This is a genomic window from Cypionkella aquatica, from assembly GCF_030161095.1.
In the GTDB taxonomy this organism is placed as follows: domain Bacteria; phylum Pseudomonadota; class Alphaproteobacteria; order Rhodobacterales; family Rhodobacteraceae; genus Cypionkella; species Cypionkella aquatica.
Genome location: NZ_BSPP01000005.1, coordinates 75,121 through 99,295, shown reverse-complemented (window position 1 = coordinate 99,295; position 24,175 = coordinate 75,121). Strand labels below are relative to the sequence as shown.

Genomic DNA, 24,175 nt, shown 5'->3' with positions numbered 1-24,175 from the left:
CGCTTTTGTTCTAGCAGGCAGTTTTAGCGCGGCGTGCGGGCGACTGCGGCGCGCGGCTTGGCGGCACCATCAGCACGACGCGGGGCAAAGCTGCCGCCTGCGGGCTTCGGTTTGCCCTGCGGTTTCGCGCCGGGTTTGCCGGGGGCTGCGCGCTGAATAGGCTGGCTGCCTGCCTTTTGGCCGCCACGGCCCTGACCCGGGCGTTGGCCACGGTTCTGGCCGGGTTTCGGGGCGGCTGCGACCGCATCGGCGGCCCAAGGCGCGCCACCCAAAACTGGGATCGGCTTTTTCAACAGCTTTTCAACGGCTTGCAACTCGCCCATTTCCGCAGGTGCGCAGAAGGAAATCGAGGTGCCTTCCTTGCCAGCCCGTGCGGTGCGGCCAATTCGGTGGACGTAATTTTCCGGCACATTCGGCATGTCAAAGTTATAGACATAACGGACGCCGGGGATGTCGATGCCGCGCGAGGCCACATCAGTTGCCACCAGCACATCGAGTTCCGCCTTGCGGAATTCGGTCAGGGTGCGGTCGCGCTGGTTCTGCGATTTGTTGCCGTGGATCGAGCCCGCCTTGAAGCCCCAAGCCACGAGCAGCTTCATCAGCTTTTCCGAACCATGCTTGGTGCGGCCAAACACCAAGGCCTGTTCGCCCGGGTGCTTCAGAAGATATTCTTTCAGCATCAATGCCTTATCGCCATTCGGCAGATAATGCACGCCTTGGTCGATCCGCTCTACCGGCTTGCCCGGAGGGGCGACTTGCACCTTGATCGGGTTTTGCAGATAGGTTTCGGCCAGTTCCTCGATATCCTTCGGCATGGTGGCCGAGAACAGCAGGGTCTGGCGTTTCAGCGGGATATGCTTGGCGATTTTGCGCAGGGAATGGATGAAGCCCATGTCGAGCATGTGGTCAGCCTCGTCCAGCACCAGATAGCCGGTGGCATGCAGCGAGACATCGCCACGCTCCAGCAGATCAATCAGGCGGCCAGGGGTGGCGACAAGGATATCCGCGCCGCGCTTCAGCTTTTCGGCCTGTTTGAACAGGGACGCGCCGCCGACGACCATGGCAACCTTGACGGCGGTGCCTTTGGTGAAAATCTCAAGGTTGTCGGCGATCTGGCTGACGAGTTCGCGGGTCGGCGCAAGGATCAAGGCGCGGACGGTTTTCGGGGCAGGCGGGTGGCCCAGATCAAGGATGCGGTGCAACAGCGGCAGGCCGAAAGCGGCGGTTTTACCCGTGCCGGTCTGCGCAAGACCCATCAGATCTTTGCCCGCCATGATATGCGGAATAGCCTGCACCTGAATCGGCGATGGCATTTTAAGGCTGGTTTTCTCAAGCGCTTTCAGGATGCTTTCCGAAAGCCCGAGGTCTGCGAAAGTGGTGGTCATAACAGTCTTTCCGGCGGCCCAAAGCCGCCCGTCCACCCCAGAGGGGCGGCAGTGGGAAGCGACACCCCCTCGCATCAGGCCCGTGCCCGATACCGTGACTGTCGCGGAACCCCTGCGTGCGGTGGGAACCAGTCTCCATGGCCTTACACATGCTCACGCGGCACGGGCACTATGGATGAGAGGGGAGATGGCGGATTGGGGGGGGGATGTCAAGGGTGATATCCGTCCGGCTCCTCGCGGCGAGTGGTCGGAGAGGGCGTGCTCCTAAACGATGTTGTTAACACGCATCGAAACAAGGCGAGCCTGTAATGGTTAGTAGCAAAAATTCCTTGGGAGGGTCGAGCAATAAGCTAGGCACGGTTGTCGTCGCGCCACCCGGAGGTCGACCGTGTCCGAGCGTCAGGTACGGTTTTCGGCAGCGCCCCATGCGCGCTTGACCGACAAGTGCTCCAAAGCTATGTTCTACAAAAGTTCTGGAGGCAAGGATGACTAAAGACTATTCAAGGTCGTTGGAACTCTTGTGTCCAACTTGTGCTGGGGTATCGTTTGAATTCGATAATGATGTCGATGAAGCAGTTCGAACCTACCAATGCAAAGGGTGCGGAGGTTCATTTGACCACGAACACATTATGCAGGCAAACTCATCTCGTGTAGAGGCCGAAATAGAGGCTATTGGTGAAGAAGTACTTGGTGACGCAGTTAAGAAATTACGTAAAGCCTTCGCTGGCAATAAGTTCATCAAGATAAAATGAGCGATTTGATTTCCGCTGTAGCGCTGTTTGTCTCAATTCTAGCGATTTGGCAAACTCATAGGCAGGCGTCAAATTCAGAACGATTAACTGAACAGGAAATTGAACTGGTACGTCAGCAGCTTGCTTCCAACAGGCGATCGGCGATTGAAGAGAGGCAGGCAGGTGTCTCCGCCCGAATGTTTAAGGATGGCAAAGGCTGGAAAGTAAGAGTTTTCAACGCAGGCCTATCAGAAGCCAAGAATGTCAGACTCGTTCTTGACGATCAAAATCAATTGGTTACCGAGAACGCTGTTCGAGGCAAGTTCCCGATGGCTAGGATGGAGAGGGGGCAATCGGTTGATTTCTTGTCGTTTGTCCATATGGCATCGCCGGACAAGGAAACTTTGACTATCCAGTGGGATGACGCATCTGGCAAAGACCGAGAAAATCAAGTCGAAATAACGACTTGACGTCCCTCACCCCTGCAACGTCCTCACCCCATAGCCCTCGCCACGCGCCTGCATCGCTTGCACAACGGCAATCGCCGCGGCGGCGGTGGTGAAATAGGGGATCTTGTCCATCAGCGCCACGCGGCGGATGTCGCGGCTGTCGGTGACGGCTTGGGTGCCTTCGGTGGTGTTCATCACCATGGCGATGTCGTTGTTTTTCAAGCGATCGACGATGTTCGGGCGGCCTTCATAGACCTTGTTCACCAAGGTCGCCTTGATGCCTTGCGCGTTCAGCCAGGCGGCGGTGCCGCGGGTGGCGACGATCTCGAACCCCAGGCCCACCAGATCGGCCATCGCGGTGGCGAAGGCGGCGGTTTTGTCCATGTCTTTGATCGACACAAAAGCGCGGCCAGCGTCGGGCAGGGCCACGCCTGCGCCCATTTGCGCCTTGAGGAACGCCAAGGCGAAGGTGCGATCCCAGCCCATCACCTCACCGGTGGAGCGCATTTCTGGCCCCAGAACCGGATCGACGCCGGGGAAGCGGGCGAAGGGCAGAACGGCTTCTTTCACGCTAAACCAAGGGGTTATCGGATCGGCAAGGGTGAAGGGGTTGGCCAAGGGCAGCGGCGTATCCGGGCCGACACCTTGGGCATAGGGCGCGCGCATCGGGAAGTTTGACATCGGCTCGCCTGCCATCAGGCGGGCAGCGATGGCGGCAATCGCACTGTCGGTGGCTTTGGCGACGAAAGGCACGGTGCGGGAGGCGCGCGGGTTGACTTCCAGCACGAAAATCACGCCGTCTTTGATCGCAAATTGCACGTTCATCAGGCCGACCACGTTCAGCGCCAAGGCCATCTGCACGGTCTGGCGTTTCAGCTCGGCAATGGTTTCGGGGGTCAGCGAATGGGGCGGCAAACAGCAGGCCGAATCGCCCGAATGGACGCCGGCCTCTTCAATATGTTCCATGATTCCAGCGACATGCACCTCTTTACCGTCGCTTAACGCATCTACGTCAACCTCAATGGCACCAGAGAGGTAGCTGTCGAGCAGAACCGGGCTGTCACCCGAAACCTGCACGGCGGTGGCAATGTAGCGTTCAAGCTGGGCGTCGTCGCGGATGATTTCCATGGCGCGGCCACCCAACACGAAGGAGGGGCGAATGACCAAAGGATAGCCGACGTCTTTTGCGACAGCGAAAGCCTCGTCGCGCGAACGGGCGGTGCCGTTGTGCGGCTGTTTCAGATCCAGCTTGTGCAGAAGCTGTTGGAAACGCTCACGATCTTCGGCCAGATCAATGGCGTCAGGCGTGGTGCCAAGGATCGGGATGCCTTCGTCGTGCAAAGCGTTGGCGAGTTTCAGCGGAGTTTGGCCGCCGAATTGCACGATCACGCCGTGCAGGGTGCCGTTTTCCTGCTCGACCCGCAGGATTTCGAGAACGTGTTCAAGGGTAAGCGGCTCAAAATACAAGCGGTCCGAGGTGTCGTAGTCGGTGGAAACGGTTTCCGGGTTGCAGTTGACCATGATGGTCTCATAGCCCGCATCCGTCAGCGCATAGCAGGCGTGGCAGCAGCAATAGTCGAACTCGATGCCCTGACCGATACGGTTCGGGCCACCGCCAAGGATGACGACCTTTTTCGCGTTGGAAGGCCGGGCTTCACATTCCACATCGCCCATCGCGGGGGCCTCATAGGTGGAATACATATAGGGGGTCTGGGCCTCAAACTCGGCGGCGCAGGTGTCGATGCGTTTGAACACGGCATTGACGCCAAGGTTGCGGCGGGCGCGGCGGATTTGCGATTCGTCACGGCCCGTCAGGGTGGCGAGGCGGGCATCGGTGAAGCCCATCATTTTCAATTTGCGGATGCCGGGGGCATCAAGCGGCAGGCCCTTGGCACGAATTTGGGCTTCAGCTTCGATGATTTCGCGGATGCGGGCGAGGAACCATGGATCAAAGCTGGTGATGGCGTTGATTTCGTCATCCGAAAGCCCGTGGCGCATGGCTTGGGCAATGACGCGCAGGCGGTCGGGGGTGGCTTTTGACAGCGCGAGGGTGATGGCGGCGCGGTCTGGGGCGCCTGTCGCGGAAACACCGGGGATGGCGATTTCGTCGAAACCCGACAGGCCGGTTTCCAAGGATGCCAGCGCCTTTTGCATCGATTCGTGGATGGTGCGGCCAATGGCCATCACTTCGCCAACCGATTTCATGGCGGTGGTCAGGTTGGGTTCCGAGCCGGGGAATTTCTCAAACGCGAAGCGGGGGATTTTGGTGACGACATAGTCGATCGAGGGTTCAAACGACGCGGGCGTGACTTTGGTGATGTCGTTGTCAAGCTCGTCCAGCGTGTAGCCGACCGCCAGTTTGGCGGCGACTTTGGCGATGGGAAAGCCGGTGGCTTTTGAGGCGAGGGCGGACGAGCGTGACACCCGGGGATTCATCTCGATCACCACCATGCGGCCATCGGCGGGGTTGATCGCCCATTGCACGTTGGAACCGCCGGTTTCCACACCGATTTCGCGCAGCACGGCGATCGAGCCGTTGCGCATGATCTGATATTCTTTGTCGGTCAGCGTCAGGGCGGGGGCGACGGTGATAGAGTCGCCGGTATGCACGCCCATCGGGTCAATGTTTTCGATGGCGCAGATGATGATGGCGTTGTCGGCAGTGTCGCGGACCACCTCCATCTCAAACTCTTTCCAACCCAAGAGCGATTCGTCGATCAGGATTTGCGCCATTGGGCTGGCCTCAAGGCCGGAGCGGCAGATCGCCTCGTAGTCGTCGCGGTTGTAGGCGACGCCGCCGCCGGTGCCGCCAAGGGTGAAGGCGGGGCGGATGATGGCGGGGAGGCCGACATATTCGATGGCGGACATACACTCGGCCACGCCTGCGGCGATGTCATATTTGCCGGATGGCAATTTGGGCGCTGCGATGATGGTGGCTTTGGGGTTTTCAAGGCCGATGCGGTCCATCGCCTCGCGGAACAATTTGCGATCTTCTGCCATTTCGATGGCCGGACGCTTGGCGCCGATCAGCTCGACGTTGAACTTTTCCAACACACCGAGGTCAGCGAGCGCCAGAGCCGTGTTCAGCCCGGTTTGGCCGCCCATGGTGGGCAGCAGGGCATCGGGGCGCTCTTTCTCGATGATTTTGGCGACGACTTCGGGGGTGATCGGCTCGATATAGGTCGCATCTGCCAGACCCGGATCGGTCATGATGGTGGCAGGGTTCGAGTTCACCAGGATCACCCGGTAGCCTTCTTCGCGCAGGGCTTTGCAGGCTTGGGCGCCCGAGTAGTCGAACTCACACGCTTGGCCGATCACGATAGGGCCTGCACCGATGATCATGATGGATTTGATGTCGGTTCTTTTTGGCATGGCGGCCCCCTGTCTTTGAGCGCCCCGTTCTTCAGGGCCCTCAGCGCAAAACTTTGCGGGTTATAGCCAGCACGCGCCGGGGCGCAAGGGGCATTTGGCCGTCGTTCCGCTGCTTGGCCGGGGTGCGGATTTTTGCAGGAAAAATCCGTGCACGATTTCTGGGGCAGAAATCGGTTTCGCGGTGGGTGTTGGGCGTGCACACGGCGGCCAGATCGCTCTGGCCGCCGTGTGTCGTGGATTGGATGACTACCTTTGCCCGACGGCAGCTTCGGCTGCGGCAATCGCGGCGCGGCGTTTTTCGACCTGATCGCCAATCGGCGGGCCTGCAAAACGGCGGCTTTCAAAGCCGAACCAGACCACCAGCGCCAAAGCGATGAAGCCCAGCACGATCCACAGCACTTTGTCGTTTGGCGGCTGAATGGCGATGTAGAAGATGATGACCATGCCGATGACCGACAGGAACGAGATCAGCTTATACAGCCCCGCAGACATCGCCCAAGGGCCGGGGGTTTTCCATTTGTCGGTGCCATAGGCGAACATGCCGCAGGTCAGCGGGATCGCAAACGACAAGAACAGGAACACGAGCGTCGAGTTCACCACGATCGTATAGAGGTTGGTGCCGCCGACCGAAACGAATTGGGCGGCGAACACATAGAGGATTTCCAGCACAGCGGCGGTCCAGATCGCAGTGACCGGGGTGCGGTATTTTGGCGAAACCTTGGCCAAAGCCTCGGACGCGCCGGGGATGCCGCCATCGCGCGAAAAGGCGAACAACATCCGGCTGGCCGAGGTGACGGTTGCAAGACCGCACAGCAGTTGCGAAATCAGGATCGCCAGATACAGCACGTTCTTCAGCCCAGAAGGCAGGATCGCATCCATCGTCAGGAAGAACATCGACCAGCCTTGGCCTGCGGCCACGGCCAGATCCGGGATCGCCAAGGTGATGGCGCAGATCATCACCCAGCCGATCAGCGAGGCCCAAAGCACCGAAGACACGATAGAGCGCGGCACCGAATGGGCGGCTTTCACGGTCTCTTCCGAAGTATGCGCCGAGGCGTCATAGCCGGTGATGGTGTAGACTGGCAAAAGCAGGCAGAGCAGGAACAGATAGCCCATATTGTCGGTCTGCGGGAACACGTTACCGCCCGCCTCACCCGAGTAGTTGGTAAAGGTCCACAAGCGGCTGATGTCGATGGCTGGGGCGTAGAACAGGCAGGCCAGCACCAGCACGGCGGTCGCCGCAAAGATGATATAGCCCGAAATGTCCGTCAGCATCGCGGTGACCTTGATGCCCAGATGGTTGAACAACGCCTGTGCAATGGTGATCACTGCGACAAAGCCCACGACCTCGCCCGCCGTGCCGGTAAAGCCGAACATCGACCCGAAGGTGCCAGCAAAGAAGAAGGCGGTGCCGATGTTGATGGCACCCAGCACCGTGATCAGGCCCAGCAGGTTCATCCATGCGGTCAGCCAGCCGATGAAACGGCCACCAAGGATCGAGCCCCAATGGTAAAGCCCGCCCGCAGTCGGGAAGGCCGAAGCGATCTGCGCCATTGCAAGCGCGAACATCCCCGAGATCAGACAGCCGACGATCCAGCCGATGCCCGCCCCTGCGCCGCCGACCGAAGAGATCGCCTGTGCGAAAGAGTTGATGCCGCCCGACAAGATGCAGATGATCGAAAACGAGATTGCGAAGTTGGAAAATTTCGACATAGAGCGCGAAAGCTCTTGCGCGTAGCCCATGCCATGCAGGACTTTGATGTCCTCATGCGCATCTTTATCGGTATAGTCTTCCGATGCCATTTAGTTACCCTCCGAACCGTTGATTGGTCGTTATTATCGTTGGCGGTGCGACATTTTGCCGTCCCTTCGCACAAGGAAGCGCGGATTTTTCAGTCTGGCAAGCACTGAATAGAAATTTACAGAAATCAGCTGTGGCCGGAGCGCAAGCGGGGGCATAGCTGCGGTTTTCGCGTCGTAAATGCGCAAAAGACGGGCGGGTCGGGACTGGATTTGCGGGGCCGGGTGGCCTAGTTGAAAGCACTGGCTTGGTTGGCCGCTCTGGCTGACGTAAAAGCATTGATTAATGTAAAAGCACTGGCTGACCTGAACGCACTGGCTGAACAAAAAGCACTGGCCGGATTGGCAGGACCAGACAAAGAGGATGGCGCGGGTGATCCTGATCGAAGATGGGCCGGGGGGGCAGGCTGCGCTGTTTGACGGTGCCGAGGCACTGATCGTGGCACGCAACGGCGGCGAAATCGCTGCGGCCTATGCCGAACTGGACAAGGCGCGGGCGGCGGGCAAATGGGTTGCCGGCTATATCAGCTATGAGGCGGGCTATGCGTCAGAGCCGAAGTTGGCCGCGTTAACGCCTGCGGGTGCTGTGCCGTTGCTGGTGTTCGGGGTGTTTGCGGCCCCACGCGATCCGCGTCAGGTGCTGGAGCAAGCCGGGGCCGAGGCGCGCGGCGTCGCGGTGGCCCCGCTGGAGCCCGCGATCAGCCGCACTGACTATGGCGCGGCGATGGCGGCTGTGATGGGCTATATCGCGGCGGGCGACTGTTATCAGATCAATCTGACCTTCCCCTTGCACACGCGGTTGTTGCAAGGCTCGGCGCTGGGGCTTTATGGCGCGCTGCGGGCGCGGCAAGCCGTGGGGCATGGCGCTTTCGTGGATCTGGGCGCGGGACCGGTGTTGGTGTCACGCTCGCCTGAACTGTTCGTGCGCCTTGATGCCGCCGGGCGGATTGAGGCGCGGCCGATGAAGGGCACAGCGCCGCGCGACGCGGACCCCGTGCGCGATGCGGAATTGGCGGAAGGCTTGCGCAGCTCGGCCAAGGATCAGGCGGAAAACCTGATGATCGTTGATCTTTTGCGCAATGATATCAGCCGGGTGGCGCGGGTGGGTTCGGTCAAGGTGCCGGAATTGTTCGCGGTGGAAAGCTATGCGACGGTGCATCAGATGGTCAGCCGGGTGGTGGGCCAACTGGTGGACGCGCCCAGCATGGCGGGGATCATGGCCGCGCTGTTTCCATGTGGGTCGATCACCGGGGCGCCAAAAATCCGCGCGATGGAGATTATCCACGAGGTCGAAGCCTTCCCGCGTGGGGCCTATTGTGGTGCGATCGGCTGGATGGCGCCGGATGGTGCGGCTTCGTTTTCCGTGGCGATCCGCACATTGTCGGTGATGCCGGATGGCGCGATCACGCTGAATGTCGGCGGTGGCGTGGTGCAGGACAGCACGGCGGATGGCGAATGGGAGGAGGCGTTGTGGAAAGCGCGTTACGTGCAGGGGCTGGTGCGGCAGGCCTGAAACTGTCTGAGCTGAAGCTGATCGAGACGCTGGCTTGGGACGGCCAGGCGCTGCGGCGGTTGCCGTTGCATCTGGCGCGGTTGGCTGGGTCTGCGGCGCGGTTGGGCTGGGCTTGCGATCTGGCAGCGGTTGAGGCCACTTTGGTGGCGGCGGTGCCGGTGGGGCCAGCGCGGATGCGGCTGACACTGGATGCGGCGGGGCGGATTGAGGTGCAGGTGGCGGATCTGCCAGCGGCAAAAGCGCTGTGGCGGGTGGGGCTTGCATCCGAGCGGCTTTGTGCGGGTGATGTCTGGCTTTCGATAAAGTCGACGCGACGGGCGGCCTATGATGCGGCGCGGGCGGCATTGCCTGCGGGGCTGGATGAGGTGATCTTGTGCAACGAGCGCGGCGAGGTCTGCGACGGGACGATCACCACGGTTTTCTTTGATCGCGGCCAAGGTATGCGGACCCCGCCGCTTCATTGTGGTCTGTTGCCGGGCGTGCTGCGCGCAGAACTGGGCGTGCCAGAGCAACTGCTGTTGATCGAAGATGTGCCAAAGGTGCGATTGTGGGTCGGCAATTCGGTGCGTGGCCTGATCCCGGCGATCTGGGTGACCTAGCGGAGCGCGTGCCGCGCGTTGTTTTCATCTCGGGTTTGCGGGACTTCGCCCGAAACCCTCGGGTGGTTTGCTGTAGCCACGCTGGCCTAAATATCCCCGCCGGAGGCATCCTACAGTGCTGTTGCAGCTTCCGGCGGGTATATTTGGACTAATGTGAAAGGCCATGGGCTTGACTTCACCCTTGCGGCGGGGTGTATCGGGCCGGAACTGTTTAGCCCGCTTGAAGGGGAAGTCTATGCACGCCTATCGCAGCCATACTTGCGCCGATTTGAACACGTCCCATGTCGGAAATGAGGTCCGCTTGTCGGGCTGGGTGCATCGGGTGCGCGACCATGGGGGCGTGTTGTTCATTGATTTGCGCGACCATTATGGCATCACGCAGGTGATCGCGGACAGCGACAGCCCGGCTTTTGCCGATATGGACAAGGTTAGGGCGGAATGGGTGGTGCGGATTGATGGCCGGGTGAAGGGGCGCGATGCGTCTTTGGTCAACCCCAAGCTGCCGACCGGCGAGATTGAGGTTTATGCCACCGCTTTGACCGTGCTGGGGGCTGCGGAAGAGTTGCCTTTGCCGGTGTTTGGTGAGGTGGAATATCCCGAGGAAACCCGGTTGACCTACCGCTTCCTCGATCTGCGGCGGGAGAAGCTGCACCGCAATATGATGCTGCGCTCGAATGTGGTGCGCTCGATGCGCAACCGGATGTGGGATCAGGGTTTTACCGAGTTTCAGACCCCGATCATCACCGCATCTTCGCCGGAAGGCGCGCGGGATTTTCTGGTGCCGTCGCGGCTGCATCCCGGCAAGTTTTATGCCTTGCCGCAAGCACCGCAGCAGTTCAAGCAGCTGATCATGGTGGCGGGTTTTGACCGTTATTTCCAGATCGCGCCCTGCTTCCGCGATGAAGATCCGCGCGCCGACCGCTCGCCCACCGACTTTTATCAGCTTGATATCGAGATGTCTTTTGTCGAGCAGGAAGACGTCTTCGCCGCTGTGCAGCCGGTGGTGCAGGGGATTTTTGAAGAATTTGCGCCGGGCAAAAAGGTCTATTCTGACTGGACCAAGATTGCGTACCGCGACAGTCTGAAATGGTATGGCAGCGACAAGCCCGACCTGCGCAACCCGATCAAGATGCAAGATGTGTCTGAACATTTTGCAGGCTCTGGCTTTGCGATTTTCGCGAAATTGCTGGAGGTTGAGGGCAATGAGGTGCGGGCTATTCCGGCACCGACGGGCGGTTCGCGCAAGTTCTGCGACCGCATGAATGCGTTTGCGCAGAAAGAGGGCCTGCCGGGGATGGGCTATATCTTCTGGCGCGAGGCCGAAGATGCCCAAGAAAGAATGGCGGAGATGCGCGCTTCCATCGAGGCATTCCAAGCTGATCTAGTCGGGAAGCTCGGTGCAAAAGTGGATAACAGCCTGCTCAGAATGGTTGCGATGTACGGCAAGACACGATCCGGTAAACGGATCATCGCGGATAACGTCGGTGAAGAACGGGCGAAAGCGAAGAAGTTTAGCTTCGCTGAAAACGGCTATCTTACTGACTTAGGGCGCAAACTTATTCTATGCTTTTTTGAAGACGAGGGCTTTCTAGAACACAAAAGCGCCCTTATCGCAGACAGCGCAATGGAAGCCGCCGGCCCCTTGGCGAAGAACATCGGGCCAGAGCGCACCGAAGCTATCCGGGTGCAGCTTGGATTGGGCAAGGGCGATGCCGCGTTTTTCCTTGGTGGCAAGCCCGAGGCGTTTGAGGCGATCTCGGGTCGGGCGCGCAATGAGATTGGCCGCGAATTGGGGCTGACCGAGAAGGATTGCTTCAAATTCGCCTGGATCGTCGATTTCCCGATGTATGAGAAAACCGACGACGGCAAGATTGATTTCAGCCACAACCCGTTCTCGATGCCGCAGGGCGGGATGGAGGCGCTGAACGGCGATCCGCTGAATGTCTATGCGTATCAATATGATCTGGCCTGCAACGGCTATGAGCTGATCAGTGGCGGTATCCGCAACCACAAGCCGGAAATCATGTTCAAGGCGTTTGAGTTGGCGGGTTATCCGAATTCAGAAGTTGAAAAGCGCTTTGGTGGCATGGTCAAGGCGTTCAAATATGGCGCGCCGCCCCACGGTGGCTGTGCCGCAGGGATCGACCGGATCGTGATGCTTTTGGCCGATGAGCCGAACATCCGCGAGGTGATCATGTTCCCGATGAACCAGCGCGCTGAAGACATGCTGATGGGCGCACCGTCCGAGCCGATGAACGCGCAGCTGCGCGAATTGGGTCTGCGGGTTGTGCCGAAAGACTAGGCGTTGGCGGCGGTGCTGATCGCCGTGTTTCGTGCAATATCGGCCTGACCGCGCCATGCGGTCAGCGCCACCATGCACAGGGTGACCACCACTGCGGTGATCACCACCCATTCCGCAAATACCGCACCGGAGTCGTCTTGCAGGAAGCGTTGTTTGGCGGACATCAATGTGCATCTTTCCCGGTTGTGGCTGTTGGTGCTGGTTTTGCAGCCGAATGGGGCGGAAACATGCAGCATCTCGGCCAACGGCGTGGTGATTGCGCGGCGGTTTCGCGCAGGGTTAAGCGGGGTTGGCTTTACGCGGTTTCCGGTTTCGGGCTGAAAGCGGCGGATTGCTGGGCGCGGCTGAGGCGGCTGTCGAGCAGGCTGCGCAGACCGTCAAGATCACCCGAGGCCGGCAGGCTGGCCGCGCGTGCAGCACGGGCGAGACTTGCATCATGCGCGTGATGCGCAAGCCCCAGCAGAAACCCGGTCAGATAGCGGCGGGCGATGGCATCCGGCGCTGCGGCAAGAGCGGATGCGGCGCGCGACAGGTCATCCCGCAGGGCGAGCGGATCAGGTTGGATCTTGGCATCAGCCACGGCTGTGGGGCCGAGGCCGGGCAGGTGCCTGCGGATCGTGGCACAGAAATCGGCAAAACTTTCAAAGGGTTTGTCGAGAAAGCCTTCGGCCCCCGATTGCAGGGCCACGTTGCGCCCATCCGCATTGCCCGAGGTGCCGAGCACGGCAAGCGGGCGTTGCGGGCCAAGCGCCAGTTCGGCGATCAGGGATTCGCCACGGCCGTCGGGCAGGCCCAGATCGACGATCACCACATCGGGGCGGTACACCCGCAGATGCGCGCGGGCCGAAGCCAGCGTTTCGGCGCGGCGCAACCGCGCCCCGGCCCGTTGGCACATCAGCCGCAGGGCTTCGCAGGCATAGCGGCTGTCTTCGACCGCAAGGATGGTGACGCCGTGCAGGGGCAGATCGGCGCTATTGGCCGGGCTGGGCAGCATGAACCCCGGCGGCAAAGCGGTGTCAGAGGGCAAGGGGCTGGGCATGGCAGACCTGCAGCAGGGGAATCTGTGCCCATTCATCCACGGCTTTGGTTCATAAATCGTGAACGCCGCAGCGCTTTTGCAAGACTTTTTACGCTTCGGCTGCGACCGAACGGCCTATTGCCGGGCGGCCCGGCTGCAGCCATAAGCGTCGTTACGGGTATCAAGGGAGTTTGGCGATGATTGGCCGTCTGAACCATGTGGCGATTGCAGTGCCGGATTTGACCGCAGCCGCCGATCAATACCGCAAGACCTTGGGGGCGCAGGTTGGCGCACCACAAGATGAGCCTGATCATGGCGTGACCGTTATCTTCATCGAACTGCCGAATACCAAGATCGAGCTTTTGTATCCTTTGGGCGATGCCAGCCCGATCCGCGGCTTTCTGGACAAGAACCCGGCGGGCGGGATTCATCACATCTGCTATGAGGTCGATGATATTCTGGCTGCGCGCGATCATCTGTTGGCCTCGGGTGCGCGGGTTTTGGGGACGGGCGCGCCGAAAATCGGGGCGCATGGCAAGCCGGTGCTGTTCCTGCATCCCAAGGATTTCAACGGCTGTTTGGTGGAATTGGAGCAAGTATGACAATCACTGCGGCACTGGTGTTGTTTGCCGTCACCTGGTTCATGGTGTTTTTCTGCGTGCTGCCGATGCGCTTCAAAAGCCAAGCGCAGGCAGGGGATGTCGAGCCGGGCACGCCTCGGTCGGCCCCGGCTGAAGCGATGATCAAGCCGAAGGCCAAACTGACCACGGTGATCTCGCTTGTGGTGTTTGCGGTGCTGTATCTGCTGATCACCTCGGGGCGCTGGGGGATCTATGATCTGGATGTGTTTGGGCTGTGGGCGAACCGCTACTGACGCATCAGGCGGTGGAACATATGGGTGAAGGTGGCAACGCCCAGCACCGGAATCGCCAGATTTATCAAGGGGATCGACAGAGGGGCCGCCATCAGCACCCCGGCCGCCCAGATCCGCAGACTATAGGCTTTGCGCATCGCTTTTGCGGGTTCCCGGCCTAAGCGGCGGGTCGCCACCAGCGTGAAATAATCGCGCCCCAGCAGATAGCCGTTCAACCCCCAGAACAGCAGCGGACTGAATGGGCCTGCGAAGGGGTAAAGCAGGACAGCGACGCAGTTCAGTGCGATCAGCAGGCCGACGAAATTCGCGGTGTCAATCAGGGTGTCGAGCACCTTTTGGCGCGGAACTGGCGGCAGCTGGGGGTAGTGACGCTCTTCGACCGCTTGCGCGACATCCTCCAGAAACAGGCCCGTGAAGGCCGAGGCGACCGGGATCATCAGAAACACCGAAAGCCCGATCATCAGCAGGATCGACCCCCAGCTGAGCAGCGTCTCTAGCCCACCGACCCGGCCGACGAAGGGGATATCGATGCTGCCGGGGGTGAAGGTCTCAATCACCCACAACAGCGCAGCATAGGTGGCGGTCAGCAGGGCAACAGCCAGTGCCACGCCAAACAGCATCACCCGCATGAAGCGGGCATCGCCCAACTGGCCAAGCGCTTTGGCAAAATCGCTGAAGATCATGGCAAGAGACTCCGGGGATAGATCATTGGGGGCGGCCTTTGTGGGGCATTACGCCCAAGTGATCAGTTTGGACAGATCGGGGCGGGGACGATCGGGCATGGGCGTGGCGACGGTTCCGATATGCACGATGCCAGCCACGGTTTCGCCTGGGGTGCAGGCAAAGGCTTGGGCGATGAAGGCCGGATCATGCGAGGGCCAGCCGGACAGCCAGTTCGCGCCCCAGCCCTTGGCCAAAGCGGCGGTGACGATGTTCATGCACAAAGCCCCGGCGGACAAGATCTGCTCGGTCAGCGGCACTTTATCGGTGGATTTCGGGGAGGATATCACCACGACCGCAAGTTGGCCGATGTCGAATTGGCCGCGACCCTTGGCGGCCTTTTCGCTGTCAGCGCCAATGGCTAGGGCATGCGCTTGCGCCAGATCGGCGGTGCGGGCCATCGCGGCGCGGTCGAGCACGATCAGCCGCCACGGCTCCAGCTTGCCATGATCGGGGACACGGGTGGCGGCGGTCAGGATCTCTAGCAGCGCGGCACGGTCCGGCACCGGGCCTTTGAACAGCTTGGCGGGGTGAGATTGGCGGGTTTGCAAGAAAGCAAAGGCAGTTGGGGGAAGGGCGGCATCGGTCACAGCGGTCTCCTTTGCGCCACAGCTGGCGGCGCGGGCGGGCGGCGTCAAGGGGCCGCCGGGGGGATTGTGGAATGGGTGGCGTGCGGATCAGGCCTTGCGTTCGATCCGGTAGCTGCCTTCGGGCAGATCAAGCGCTGCGGCAAGGTCGCGCAATTGGGCGATGGACAGGGTGATGGTGACTTCTTCATCGCTCATGTGATCCAGCTGGCGCAGCACCACACATTCGGCAAAAGCCTCAATCGTGATGTCTTCTTGCAGCGGGCTGTCGGGCTCGCCCTCATCGACCAGAGTGATCACCGTGGCGTCGAATTCATGCTCGATGGTGAACATCAGTGGCATCCTTTGGCAGTGTCTTGCGGGCGAGAAGAAACCGGATCGCGGGCAAGTTCAAGCGAATGTGCGCGCCAAAGGGGGCTGCGCAGCCGCGACAGGTTTGATATGGGCAAAGCAGGGCAGTTAAGAAGGCTGGGCAGTTGTGAAGGTGGGGCAGCGGTGAAAGCGAAGCGGGTGATGCGGCAGGCAGCTTGGGGAATGATGGCAGCGCTGCTGGCGGGCTGCGTCGCCCCCACGACATTCCCCGCGCCGGGGCCAAAGGGCACCGAGCAAGTGCTGATCAGGCCCGCCGGGGATTTGCTTGATAGCCGTGCGGCTGCGGTGAACTTTCTGACTGTGGTGAACCGGGTTGAGCCGGTGGCCGAGGCTTATTGCCGGGCCGAGCGTCTGGCGCAGCGCTGCGATTTTCAGATCGTGATTGATGACCGCCCGGGCCAACCCCCCAACGCGTTTCAAACCGTGGACAAGGCGGGGCGGCCGGTGATTGCGTTCTCGCTGGCCTTGATCGCGGATGCGCGCAATGCGGATGAGATCGCTTTCGTGCTGGGACACGAGGCGGCGCATCACATTCTGGGACATATTCCGAAACAGGCGGAAACTGCGCTGTCGGGGGCGATGATGGCGGGAATTCTGGCGGCGGCGGCCGGGGCCGGGCAGGCCGAGGTCGAGCAGGCGCAGCAGGTCGGTGCAGGGCTTGCCGCACGGCGGTTCTCGAAGGAATATGAATTGCAGGCTGATGCGGTCGGGGCCGAGATCGCCTTTCACGCGGGCTATGATGCGATGCGGGGGGCGGGGTTCTTTGATCGCTTGCCCGATCCGGGCGATCAGTTTCTGGGCACCCATCCGGGCAATCGTCAGCGCAAGGCCGTGGTGGCCTCGGTGGTTGCACGTCTGCAGGGTGTATGACCTGTCCACGCGTGGCGCGGTTTCGGGCTTTATAGATTTCAATGGCTTGAAGGATGGCTTTAAGCTTTCGTAAAGGTTTGCCGCAAGCATCGCGGCGCTGTCGGATGCCTCCGGCGGGGATATTTGAGCCAATGTGAAATTGCTCTTTTTGAAATACTCCCGCCGGAGGCTTCTGCGGTTTGGACGGGCGCGGGGTGGGGGATTCTGGCGATGGCGATGCGACAGATTGTGGATGTGGTGCGGGATCGCGGCTCGCGTTATGCGGTGTCGGGCGGGACGGTGCAGGGGCGCGCGGGCATTGAGGCGTTTCTGGTCGAGCTGAAGCGCGCCAAGAAATTCGCCAAGGCGACGCATAACACCTGGGCTTGTGTGTTGTCGGATGACGGGCCGGCCAAGGGCGATGATGGCGAGGCGGGGGCCGGGGCGGTGATCCTGAAAATGCTGGAGCGGGCTGCGCTGCGCGATCATATCGTGGTGGTGACGCGCTGGTATGGCGGCGTGCATCTGGGCGGCGACCGTTTTGCGCATGTGGTCACGGCGGTGCGGGCTTATCTTGAGGCGCTGCCGAAGGCCTAAAGGCCCGTGCAAGCGTTGGCGTTGCGAAAACCCCGATCTTGTAAAATTTGGGGCCTTGCGAAAATTGGGGCCTTGCGGTCGGATGGCGGCCTGAATGGGGGGGCCATCTTGGATATTTTGCGCAATGAGGCGCGGCGGTTTGCCAATACGGTGATCTGGTCGTGGCAGGGCTGGCGCGCAGCTTGGGCCAACGAAAAGAGCCTGCGGCAATGGACGCTGGTGAATGTGATCTCGGCAGGGCTGGCGTTCTGGGTCGATATTTCGGCGGGCGAGCGGGGGTTGATCCTTGCGCTGGGCCTGTTGGTGCTGGCGGCAGAGGTGATGAACACCGGGCTGGAAGAGGTGGTTGACTATATCTCGAAGGCCGATGATCCGCGCGCCAAAAAGGCCAAGGATTGCGGATCGGCGGCGGTGGCCTTGACTGCGATTGCAGGCGGCGTGGCGTGGGTGGTGGTTTTGATCGGATAGGGCGATCAGGCGGCTGATCCAAATTTGCGATCAGGCTATGTATCGGTATTGCCGGTCAGGGCGCCAGTCTTCCACGATCAGGTAAATTTACCAAGCTATTGTGGCAAGCGTTTGGCGGCTTCGCGGCGTTTGTGGGCGCGGTACAGGATCGGCGCCATAACATGATCATATAGCGCGCAAGTGATCGGATGGATCAGCGGCAGGGCAGTCAGCCGCGCGAGCCAAGCCCAGCGCGGCAGCTGAGCCCACAGGATTTGGAACGCCGGGATGCCGGACAGGATTTGGCCTTGGTGCAAGACATGCAGCCGTTTTGCGGCAGTTTCGGGGGTAATGCCCCAGTGCGCGGCATGGCTGAGATCATCAAAGCGCAGCGGCAGATTGCAGGCGGTTGCGGCTTTGCGATATTGGCCGATCTCGAACCGGCAAACCGGGCAGGTCTCGTTGTACAGCACTCGGGTTTCGTCGGTATCTGCGCGCATGGTGGCACGATAGCAGGTTTTGCGGCCGGTGGGCTGTGGCACGGCGTCTCAGGGGTGCAGATGCTGCGGGCCGGTTTCGGTCAGGATATAATCCATAGGGATGTCATAGGGTTGCGGGAAGATTGTCGGCAGTTGCGCCGATGCCAGACCGATGCCAATGGCGATGGGCGACGGCGTGACGCTGGCCAAGGTGCGGTCAAAATAGCCGCCGCCATAGCCCAGCCGGAACCCTGCGCTGTCCCAACCAAGCAGCGGCGACAGGGTGATTTGCGGTGTGATTTCGGCACCGACTGCGGGCACGGGGATATTCCAGATGCCGCGCTGCATAGGGGTTTCGGGTGTCCATGCGCGAAAGGTCAGCGGGGTTTTCGGGCCTGCGACAATGGGCAGGGCGGCGGTGGCCCCGCGTGCAGGCAATGAGGCGAGCCAAAAGCGCAGGTCAAGTTCCGCCTTGATCGGCCACCACGCCGAGATGATCAGCCCCTGCAAGCTGTCAAACCGTTGCGCCAGCAGCGCATCAAGTTGAGTTGCGATGGCAGCGGCGGCGGCTTCGCGGCTGGCGGTGGACAGGCTTGCGCGCGCAGTCAGCAGGCGGCTGCGGGTGGCCGCGCGCCATGCGGCAAGGTCGGTGGGCGCGGTGCCGGGCTGTGGCATTGCGCTGCGTGCGGGGGCGGCCTTGGGGCGAATTGTCATGGTTTTCTGGGCTTTGCCGGGTAAGGGCGGCTCGCAGCAAGGCGGGTCGCAGCGGAAGGCGCGGGGGCGGTTGCAGACCGGACTCGCAGCACCCTTAGGCTTATGCCTGCGCGCGCGGGTTGCAAGGGCGTTTTGGCTTAAATCTGCGCCAGAGCGAAAATTGCGCGCGGAAATTGTGTCTGGCTGGCGTGGTGGCGGTGATGACGCTGGGCAGAGCGGCGGGATGCCGTGCTATGGCCGCCCGCTGCAATGCTGTGGCTGCACAAATTTTATGCGCTGCGTTGCGGCGGAGGCTATGTCTTGCGGCGGTCATGTTGCGCTTGTAAGCCTGTGATATGATCAAAAGAATGTCTTACCTGTCACATGCCCGCGCAACGCTGGCTTTGGGTCTGCCGCTGATTGGCAGTCATCTGGCGCAAATGGCGCTGCATGTAACCGATACCGTGCTGCTTGGTTGGTATGGGGTGAATGAATTGGCGGCGGTGGTGCTGGCGACCTCGACGTTTTTCGTGGTGTTCATTCTGGGGGCGGGGTTTGCGCAGGCAGTGCTGCCGATGGTGGCCTCGGCGGTCGGACGCGGCGATGAGACTCAGGTGCGGCGCGACACGCGGATGGGGATGTGGCTGTCGATTGGCTACGGCGTGTTGATCTATCCGATCTTCTGGTGGTCCGAAGCCTTGCTGCTGGCGCTGGGGCAGCGGCCCGAGGTTGCAAGCTTGGGGCAGGATTTTCTGCGCATCGCCGGTCTGGGGATGATCCCGGCACTGTTGGTGATGGTGATCAAGAACTACCTTGCCGCGCTGGAGCGCACGCAGGTGGTGCTGTGGGTGACGCTGGCTGCGGTGGGGGTAAACCTTGTGCTGGCCTATGCGCTGATCTTTGGCCATTGGGGCGCGCCGGAATTGGGCGTGCGCGGGGCGGCGCTTGCTTCGGTTTTCGTGCAAAGCCTGACCTTTGTGCTGCTGGCGATCTATGCAGGCTGGCTGCCCGAGCTGCGGCATTTCCACCTGTTCCAGCGATTCTGGCGGCCCGATTGGCAGGCCTTGGCGCAGGTGTTCCGGCTGGGCTGGCCGATTGGCGTGACCTCATTGGCGGAAAGCGGGTTGTTTCAGGCGACGGCGCTGATGATGGGCTGGATCGGCACGGTGGAACTTGCCGCGCATGGCATCACGATGGAGGTCGCGGCGCTGTCGTTCATGGTGCATCTGGGGCTGTCCAATGCAGCGACAGTGCGGGCGGGGCGGGCAGATGGCGCTGGCGACGGGCAGGGTCTGCGCGATGCGGCAAAGGTGGCGATTGCCCTGTCGGTTGCTTTTGGCGCGGTGATGGTGGCGCTGTTCCTGACATTTCCCGTGCAGATCATCTCGCTGTTTCTGGACGAATCGAAACCGCAAAGCTCGGAAATCATTGCCTTTGGTGTGATCCTGCTGGCGATGGCGGCGCTGTTCCAGATGGCGGATGCGATGCAAGTGATGGCGTTGGGCCTGCTGCGCGCGATCAAGGACACCAAAGTGCCGATGATGGCGGCGGCGGTCAGCTATTGGGGCATCGGCATCCCATGCGGCTATTACCTTGCCTTCCACGCGGGCTTGGGCGGGATCGGGCTGTGGGCGGGATTGGTGATCGGGCTTGTCTTCGCCGCTGTCACGATGATGTGGCGGTTCTGGCACCGAGTGCGCTGATACGGGCAGACTTGCCGAAATGCACTTGGCCGTGATGTAACTTTACGCGCTGCTGCCGTTTCATACTGGTTAAAATACTCCCGCCGGAGGCTCCTGTGGCTTATGTCGGATGCCTCCGGCGGGAGTATTTTAACCAGTATGAAACACTCTCAGCGGCCAAGACCCGAAGGGGCGAGGCCGCCGGGGCGGGACGCAAATTTTAATCTTGTTTGCAGCAATGAGATGCGGGTTCTGTCGTTACTCGGCAGCCTCGCCCTTCATAAGCCGTTCGGCCTTTTTGCGCACCAGAACCGAGCGCAGGTCGTGCATTGCCAGCAACAGAAGGTCGGTGATTTCTTCAAGCTGGGCATCGGTGGCTTTGGATTGCACCCATTGCGTGGTCAGGTTCATGTGATCAGCCGCGCGCAGGATGTCATCGACATCGCGGGCGGCAAGGGTGGCTTGGCGCTGTGCAACCCACTGCCCAATCACGCGGATTTCGTCTTGCGTCAGCTTGTGGTCGCCATGCGGCTTTATGTTGCCGTTCTTGACATTGACCAAGGCGATCTCGTCCATGTCGATGCGGCGCTGGCGGTTTTCGGTATCCACCCGGAACACAGCGGCACCGTTGTCGCGGATGCGGAAGTAAAACTCTGGCAGATCGGGGGACATTCAGGCAGCCTCGCCAGCATCTAGGTTGTCGATCACCCGCAGCAGCGAGCCGTCTTCATCCACCAGCGCGAACATGCGCGGCGCTTGGCCGTGTTTGAAGATGCCGGTCAGGCGGGGGGTGGCTTTGGCATCGCTTGGCAAGCCAACTTTTTGCCATTCGGTCAGCAGGCCCGGCATGTCGTCGATGCGGATGCAGGCCGAAAACCAGCTTGTCAGTTTATCAACGCCTGGGTGATGGAAGAACTCCAGCTCCAGACTGCCGCGCCGCAGGATCATCCAGCCATCATCGCGATACCGCGTTGCAAAGCCAAGGCGTGCGTAGAACGCCTCGGTGCTTGTGAAATCGCGGCTGGGCAGGTTGGCGGTGATCCGGTCGGCCATAGGTGTCTCAGGTGAGGGTTGCGCAGAAAGTCTGGATGCGGGTGCAAGCCTCGCGCAGCACCTCATCCGCTGTAGCGTAGCTGACGCGGAAGTTCGGCGATAGGCCGAAGGCTGCGCCAAACACCACGGCAACGCCGGTTTCTTCCAGCAAAGCGGTGGCGAATACTTCATCATTGATGATTTTCGTGCCCGCCGCCGAGGTTTTGCCGATACAGCCCGAGATATCGGGATAGACGTAGAACGCGCCTTCTGGTTTCGGGCAGGTGATGCCTTGCGCGGCGTTCAGCATCGACACCACCAGATCGCGGCGGCGCTGGAAGGTCTTGCGGTTGGGCGCAAGGAAGTCTTGCGGGCCGGTCAGGGCCTCTAGCGCCGCGTATTGGCTGACCGAGCAGGGGTTCGAGGTCGATTGCGACTGAATGGTGCCCATCGCCTTGATCAGATGCGCGGGGCCTGCGGCATAGCCGATGCGCCAGCCGGTCATTGCGTAGGATTTCGACACGCCATTGCAGGTCAGGGTGCGGTCGTAGAGTGCGGGCTCAATCTGCGCGGGCGAGGTGAATTCAAAGTCATCGAACACCAGATGCTCATACATATCGTCCGACATGATCCAGACATGCGGATGCTTCAGCAGCACATCACACAGCGCGCGCAGCTCGGCGCGAGTATAGCCTGCGCCCGTCGGGTTCGAGGGCGAATTGAAGATGAACCATTTGGTTTTTGGCGTGATCGCGGCATCAAGCTGCGCCGGGGTCAGTTTGAAGTCGGTGTCAATGGTGGCCACGACAGGCACTGGCGTGCCGCCCGCGAGCAGCACCATATCGGGATAGCTGACCCAATAGGGCGCGGGAATGATCACCTCATCACCGGGATTACAGGTTGCCATCAAGGCGTTATAGAGCGTCTGCTTGCCGCCGGTGCCGACGGTGATCTGGTTGGGCTGATAGGTCAGTCCGTTTTCGCGGGCAAATTTCTCGCAGATCGCCTTCTTCAGCTCGGGGATGCCATCGACCGCCGTGTAACGGGTCTTGCCTGCATCAATCGCGCGCTTTGCCGCATCGCGGATGTTCTCGGGCGTGTCAAAATCCGGCTCGCCCGCGCCAAGGCCAATCACGTCGCGGCCAGCGGCTTTCAGCTCTGCTGCCTTGGTGGTGACGGCGATTGTGGGCGAAGGTTTGACGCGGGCGAGGGTGTCAGACAGGAAGGCCATGTGGCGGACTCCGGCTAAGGATGGGGCGGTTGATTTGTAATTTGCGTTTGTTTGGCATAGCTTCGCCGCGCAAGCAATCAAGCGATATCAGAATAAGGAGAGGCGCGATGGCAGAAATTTTCAATGAAACCTGGTTCGAGGACGAGGTTGCGACCTTTGGCGACCGGCTGGAAGCGGCACGTTTGGCCGCGGGTTTAAGTGCCGAGGATCTGGCCCAGCGTCTGGGCGTGCGCGACAGCACGATCACAGCATGGGAGGCCGATGCGTGGGAGCCGCGCGGCAACCGTCTGCAAATGCTGGCGGGGATGTTGAACGTGTCCTTGATGTGGCTGATGACGGGCAAGGGCCCGGGTTTGGGCGCGCCGGGCGATGCGGATGCGCTGCCCTATAGCGCGCGTATGGCCTTGGCAGATATTGCACAATTGCGCGCGCAGATGCAGACGCTGGGGCGCGATCTGCTGCGCGCCGAGCAAAAACTGGAAGCCGAATTGCGTGAGTTGGCGGCATGAGCGAGACACAGGAAGCCCGGCTGAAGCGCATGGCGATGCGGAGTTGGCGGCGGGGGATGAAGGAAATGGATCTGATTTTGGGGCCTTATGCCGATGCGCATTTGGCGGCAATGTCGGACGAACGCTTGGTGATTTTCGATAAACTTTTAGAGGAAAATGACCAGGATTTGCTGCCTTGGGTGCTGGGGCAGCATCCGGCTCCGGCCTATCTTGCTGATTTGATTGCGGAAATTGGGGGGTTCGCCAAGGCTCGGTTGGGGGGGCAATAATTTACGCCAAAATCGTGGCGAGTTTACGATATGTTTTTGTTTTGTGCCGATTCTATCCGCAGTTGCCATCGCTCGCGGAGTTAACAGATGAGCTTACATGACCCCCTGCTGGACGGCTCGCAAAAGCTGTTGATGGCGGGATACCTTGATAACATCGCTTTGTTGGAGCGGCTGCACCGCCTGCTTCTGGATGTGATCAAGGACGAATTTGAACGGGTGGCGGTGCTGGAAATCAACTCGGTGCAGGCGTTGTTGCTGTTCAACGTCGGTGAGAACGAGGTGACAGCCGGCGAGTTGAAATCGCGCGGCTATTACCAAGGCTCGAACGTGTCCTATAACCTGAAAAAGCTGGTAGAGCTTGGGTTTATGCACCATCAGCGCTCTGAGATTGATCGCCGCTCGGTCAGGGTGCGCTTGACGGAAAAGGGCCGACGGGTGCGGGGCATGCTGACCGAATTGTTCCAGCGACATGCCGAAGGTCTGGCAAAGCGCGGGCTGGTCGATGCCAATAACATGGAAAACATGAACCAGTCGCTGAAGCGGATGGAGCGGTATTGGACAGAGCAGATCCGCTACATTTACTAAGGCGGTGGTGTGCGAATCATCCGATCTTGCGGGCTAGAAGGACCGAAAAGATGTTAACGGGTGCAGGTTTGACCACCGTT

28 protein-coding genes are annotated in these 24,175 nt (G+C 60.7%); 15 read left to right on the top strand and 13 right to left on the bottom strand.

The genetic code is table 11. From position 1 onward, the window contains the following. Window positions 1-23: 23 nt before the first annotated feature. A complete protein-coding gene (locus tag QQJ98_RS07380) occupies window positions 24-1,385 on the bottom strand; it encodes a DEAD/DEAH box helicase (protein ID WP_284324706.1) in 1,362 nt (453 codons plus the stop codon). A gap of 485 nt (window positions 1,386-1,870) precedes the next feature. Here QQJ98_RS07380 and QQJ98_RS07375 point away from each other — a divergent pair, with 485 nt between their 5' ends. Together QQJ98_RS07375 and QQJ98_RS07370 are read left to right on the top strand one after the other, a co-directional pair. After that, window positions 1,871-2,137 (top strand): ECs_2282 family putative zinc-binding protein, encoded by a 267-nt coding sequence (locus QQJ98_RS07375; RefSeq protein ID WP_284324705.1) that lies wholly within the window; start codon window positions 1,871-1,873, stop codon window positions 2,135-2,137. After that, window positions 2,134-2,586, top strand: a complete 453-nt coding sequence (locus QQJ98_RS07370) for a DUF8453 domain-containing protein (protein ID WP_284324704.1) — start codon at window positions 2,134-2,136, stop codon at window positions 2,584-2,586. The genes QQJ98_RS07375 and QQJ98_RS07370 overlap by 4 nt, the downstream gene beginning before the upstream one ends. Window positions 2,587-2,592: 6 nt before the next feature. Here QQJ98_RS07370 and carB read toward each other — a convergent pair whose 3' ends face one another. Together carB and QQJ98_RS07360 are read right to left on the bottom strand one after the other, a co-directional pair. Beyond that, complete coding sequence (gene carB, locus QQJ98_RS07365) at window positions 2,593-5,937, bottom strand: carbamoyl-phosphate synthase large subunit (RefSeq protein ID WP_284324703.1); 3,345 nt, start codon at window positions 5,935-5,937, stop codon at window positions 2,593-2,595. 246 nt (window positions 5,938-6,183) lie between these two features. Next, the gene (locus QQJ98_RS07360; RefSeq protein WP_284324702.1) at window positions 6,184-7,740 is read right to left on the bottom strand and encodes an amino acid permease; all 1,557 of its coding nucleotides are present in this window, start codon (window positions 7,738-7,740) and stop codon (window positions 6,184-6,186) included. Between the two features lie 370 nt (window positions 7,741-8,110). Between QQJ98_RS07360 and QQJ98_RS07355 the strand changes: the two genes are divergently transcribed. The 3 genes from QQJ98_RS07355 to aspS all read left to right on the top strand — a co-directional run bounded on the left by QQJ98_RS07355 (window position 8,111) and on the right by aspS (window position 12,151). After that, window positions 8,111-9,250, top strand: a complete 1,140-nt coding sequence (locus tag QQJ98_RS07355) for an aminodeoxychorismate synthase component I (protein ID WP_431307802.1) — start codon at window positions 8,111-8,113, stop codon at window positions 9,248-9,250. Further along, window positions 9,208-9,849 (top strand): aminotransferase class IV family protein, encoded by a 642-nt coding sequence (locus tag QQJ98_RS07350; RefSeq protein WP_284324700.1) that lies wholly within the window; start codon window positions 9,208-9,210, stop codon window positions 9,847-9,849. The genes QQJ98_RS07355 and QQJ98_RS07350 overlap by 43 nt, the downstream gene beginning before the upstream one ends. Window positions 9,850-10,084: 235 nt before the next feature. Beyond that, entirely contained in the window at window positions 10,085-12,151 is a 2,067-nt protein-coding gene (gene aspS / locus QQJ98_RS07345; protein WP_284324699.1) for an aspartate--tRNA ligase, read from the top strand. Here the strand turns inward: aspS and QQJ98_RS07340 are convergent. Further along, a complete protein-coding gene (locus QQJ98_RS07340; protein ID WP_284324698.1) occupies window positions 12,148-12,315 on the bottom strand; it encodes a hypothetical protein in 168 nt (55 codons plus the stop codon). The genes aspS and QQJ98_RS07340 overlap by 4 nt on opposite strands. Between QQJ98_RS07340 and QQJ98_RS07335 the strand changes: the two genes are divergently transcribed. Continuing rightward, window positions 12,305-12,472, top strand: coding sequence for a hypothetical protein (locus QQJ98_RS07335; RefSeq protein WP_284324697.1), 168 nt, complete (start codon window positions 12,305-12,307; stop codon window positions 12,470-12,472). The two genes, QQJ98_RS07340 and QQJ98_RS07335, sit on opposite strands and share 11 nt — an antisense overlap. Here QQJ98_RS07335 and QQJ98_RS07330 read toward each other — a convergent pair. Then, a complete protein-coding gene (locus QQJ98_RS07330) occupies window positions 12,447-13,190 on the bottom strand; it encodes a response regulator (protein ID WP_284324696.1) in 744 nt (247 codons plus the stop codon). The two genes, QQJ98_RS07335 and QQJ98_RS07330, sit on opposite strands and share 26 nt — an antisense overlap. Before the next feature lie 176 nt (window positions 13,191-13,366). On the opposite strand from QQJ98_RS07330, the gene mce reads away from it, so the two are divergent. Beyond that, window positions 13,367-13,771: a methylmalonyl-CoA epimerase gene (gene mce / locus QQJ98_RS07325; protein WP_284324695.1), complete on the top strand. Its 405-nt coding sequence runs from the start codon at window positions 13,367-13,369 to the stop codon at window positions 13,769-13,771. Then, window positions 13,768-14,043: a DUF1467 family protein gene (locus QQJ98_RS07320; RefSeq protein ID WP_284324694.1), complete on the top strand. Its 276-nt coding sequence runs from the start codon at window positions 13,768-13,770 to the stop codon at window positions 14,041-14,043. Before mce ends, QQJ98_RS07320 begins: the two co-directional genes overlap by 4 nt. Here the strand turns inward: QQJ98_RS07320 and QQJ98_RS07315 are convergent. From QQJ98_RS07315 to QQJ98_RS07305, 3 genes are all read right to left on the bottom strand, one after another. After that, a complete protein-coding gene (locus QQJ98_RS07315) occupies window positions 14,037-14,723 on the bottom strand; it encodes an EI24 domain-containing protein (protein WP_284324922.1) in 687 nt (228 codons plus the stop codon). The two genes, QQJ98_RS07320 and QQJ98_RS07315, sit on opposite strands and share 7 nt — an antisense overlap. 51 nt (window positions 14,724-14,774) lie before the next feature. Continuing rightward, entirely contained in the window at window positions 14,775-15,353 is a 579-nt protein-coding gene (locus QQJ98_RS07310; protein WP_284324693.1) for a nitroreductase family protein, read from the bottom strand. Between the two features lie 87 nt (window positions 15,354-15,440). Continuing rightward, complete coding sequence (locus tag QQJ98_RS07305) at window positions 15,441-15,683, bottom strand: DUF8831 family protein (protein WP_284324692.1); 243 nt, start codon at window positions 15,681-15,683, stop codon at window positions 15,441-15,443. Between the two features lie 180 nt (window positions 15,684-15,863). Here QQJ98_RS07305 and QQJ98_RS07300 point away from each other — a divergent pair, with 180 nt between their 5' ends. The 3 genes from QQJ98_RS07300 to QQJ98_RS07290 all read left to right on the top strand — a co-directional run bounded on the left by QQJ98_RS07300 (window position 15,864) and on the right by QQJ98_RS07290 (window position 17,636). After that, a complete protein-coding gene (locus QQJ98_RS07300; RefSeq protein ID WP_431307801.1) occupies window positions 15,864-16,592 on the top strand; it encodes a M48 family metallopeptidase in 729 nt (242 codons plus the stop codon). 216 nt (window positions 16,593-16,808) lie between these two features. Continuing rightward, window positions 16,809-17,168, top strand: coding sequence for a YigZ family protein (locus QQJ98_RS07295; protein ID WP_284324690.1), 360 nt, complete (start codon window positions 16,809-16,811; stop codon window positions 17,166-17,168). A 108-nt stretch (window positions 17,169-17,276) separates the two neighbouring features. Then, entirely contained in the window at window positions 17,277-17,636 is a 360-nt protein-coding gene (locus QQJ98_RS07290; RefSeq protein ID WP_284324689.1) for a diacylglycerol kinase, read from the top strand. Between the two features lie 95 nt (window positions 17,637-17,731). Here the strand turns inward: QQJ98_RS07290 and QQJ98_RS07285 are convergent, their stop codons facing one another. Together QQJ98_RS07285 and QQJ98_RS07280 are read right to left on the bottom strand one after the other, a co-directional pair. After that, a complete protein-coding gene (locus QQJ98_RS07285) occupies window positions 17,732-18,157 on the bottom strand; it encodes a thiol-disulfide oxidoreductase DCC family protein (protein WP_284324688.1) in 426 nt (141 codons plus the stop codon). Between the two features lie 6 nt (window positions 18,158-18,163). Continuing rightward, entirely contained in the window at window positions 18,164-18,808 is a 645-nt protein-coding gene (locus tag QQJ98_RS07280) for a 5-formyltetrahydrofolate cyclo-ligase (protein WP_284324687.1), read from the bottom strand. Between the two features lie 347 nt (window positions 18,809-19,155). Between QQJ98_RS07280 and QQJ98_RS07275 the strand changes: the two genes are divergently transcribed. Further along, window positions 19,156-20,490, top strand: coding sequence for an MATE family efflux transporter (locus QQJ98_RS07275; RefSeq protein WP_431307800.1), 1,335 nt, complete (start codon window positions 19,156-19,158; stop codon window positions 20,488-20,490). Between the two features lie 237 nt (window positions 20,491-20,727). On the opposite strand, the gene QQJ98_RS07270 is transcribed toward QQJ98_RS07275, so the two are convergent. From QQJ98_RS07270 to QQJ98_RS07260, 3 genes are read right to left on the bottom strand one after another with little or no spacing between them, the layout of a single operon-like run. After that, window positions 20,728-21,141: a hypothetical protein gene (locus QQJ98_RS07270; RefSeq protein WP_284324685.1), complete on the bottom strand. Its 414-nt coding sequence runs from the start codon at window positions 21,139-21,141 to the stop codon at window positions 20,728-20,730. Beyond that, complete coding sequence (locus QQJ98_RS07265; protein WP_284324684.1) at window positions 21,142-21,522, bottom strand: bleomycin resistance protein; 381 nt, start codon at window positions 21,520-21,522, stop codon at window positions 21,142-21,144. A gap of 7 nt (window positions 21,523-21,529) precedes the next feature. Next, a complete protein-coding gene (locus QQJ98_RS07260; protein ID WP_284324683.1) occupies window positions 21,530-22,732 on the bottom strand; it encodes a pyridoxal phosphate-dependent aminotransferase in 1,203 nt (400 codons plus the stop codon). Window positions 22,733-22,839: 107 nt separating this feature from the next. On the opposite strand from QQJ98_RS07260, the gene QQJ98_RS07255 reads away from it, so the two are divergent. From QQJ98_RS07255 to QQJ98_RS07245, 3 genes are all read left to right on the top strand, one after another. Continuing rightward, window positions 22,840-23,241, top strand: a complete 402-nt coding sequence (locus QQJ98_RS07255; protein WP_284324682.1) for a helix-turn-helix domain-containing protein — start codon at window positions 22,840-22,842, stop codon at window positions 23,239-23,241. Then, window positions 23,238-23,510 carry an FAD assembly factor SdhE gene (locus QQJ98_RS07250; RefSeq protein ID WP_284324681.1) on the top strand — a complete coding sequence of 91 codons (273 nt, stop codon included), beginning with the start codon at window positions 23,238-23,240 and terminating at the stop codon, window positions 23,508-23,510. The genes QQJ98_RS07255 and QQJ98_RS07250 overlap by 4 nt, the downstream gene beginning before the upstream one ends. A gap of 87 nt (window positions 23,511-23,597) precedes the next feature. Further along, a complete protein-coding gene (locus QQJ98_RS07245) occupies window positions 23,598-24,095 on the top strand; it encodes a MarR family winged helix-turn-helix transcriptional regulator (RefSeq protein WP_284324680.1) in 498 nt (165 codons plus the stop codon). The last annotated feature ends 80 nt before the right edge of the window (window positions 24,096-24,175 follow it).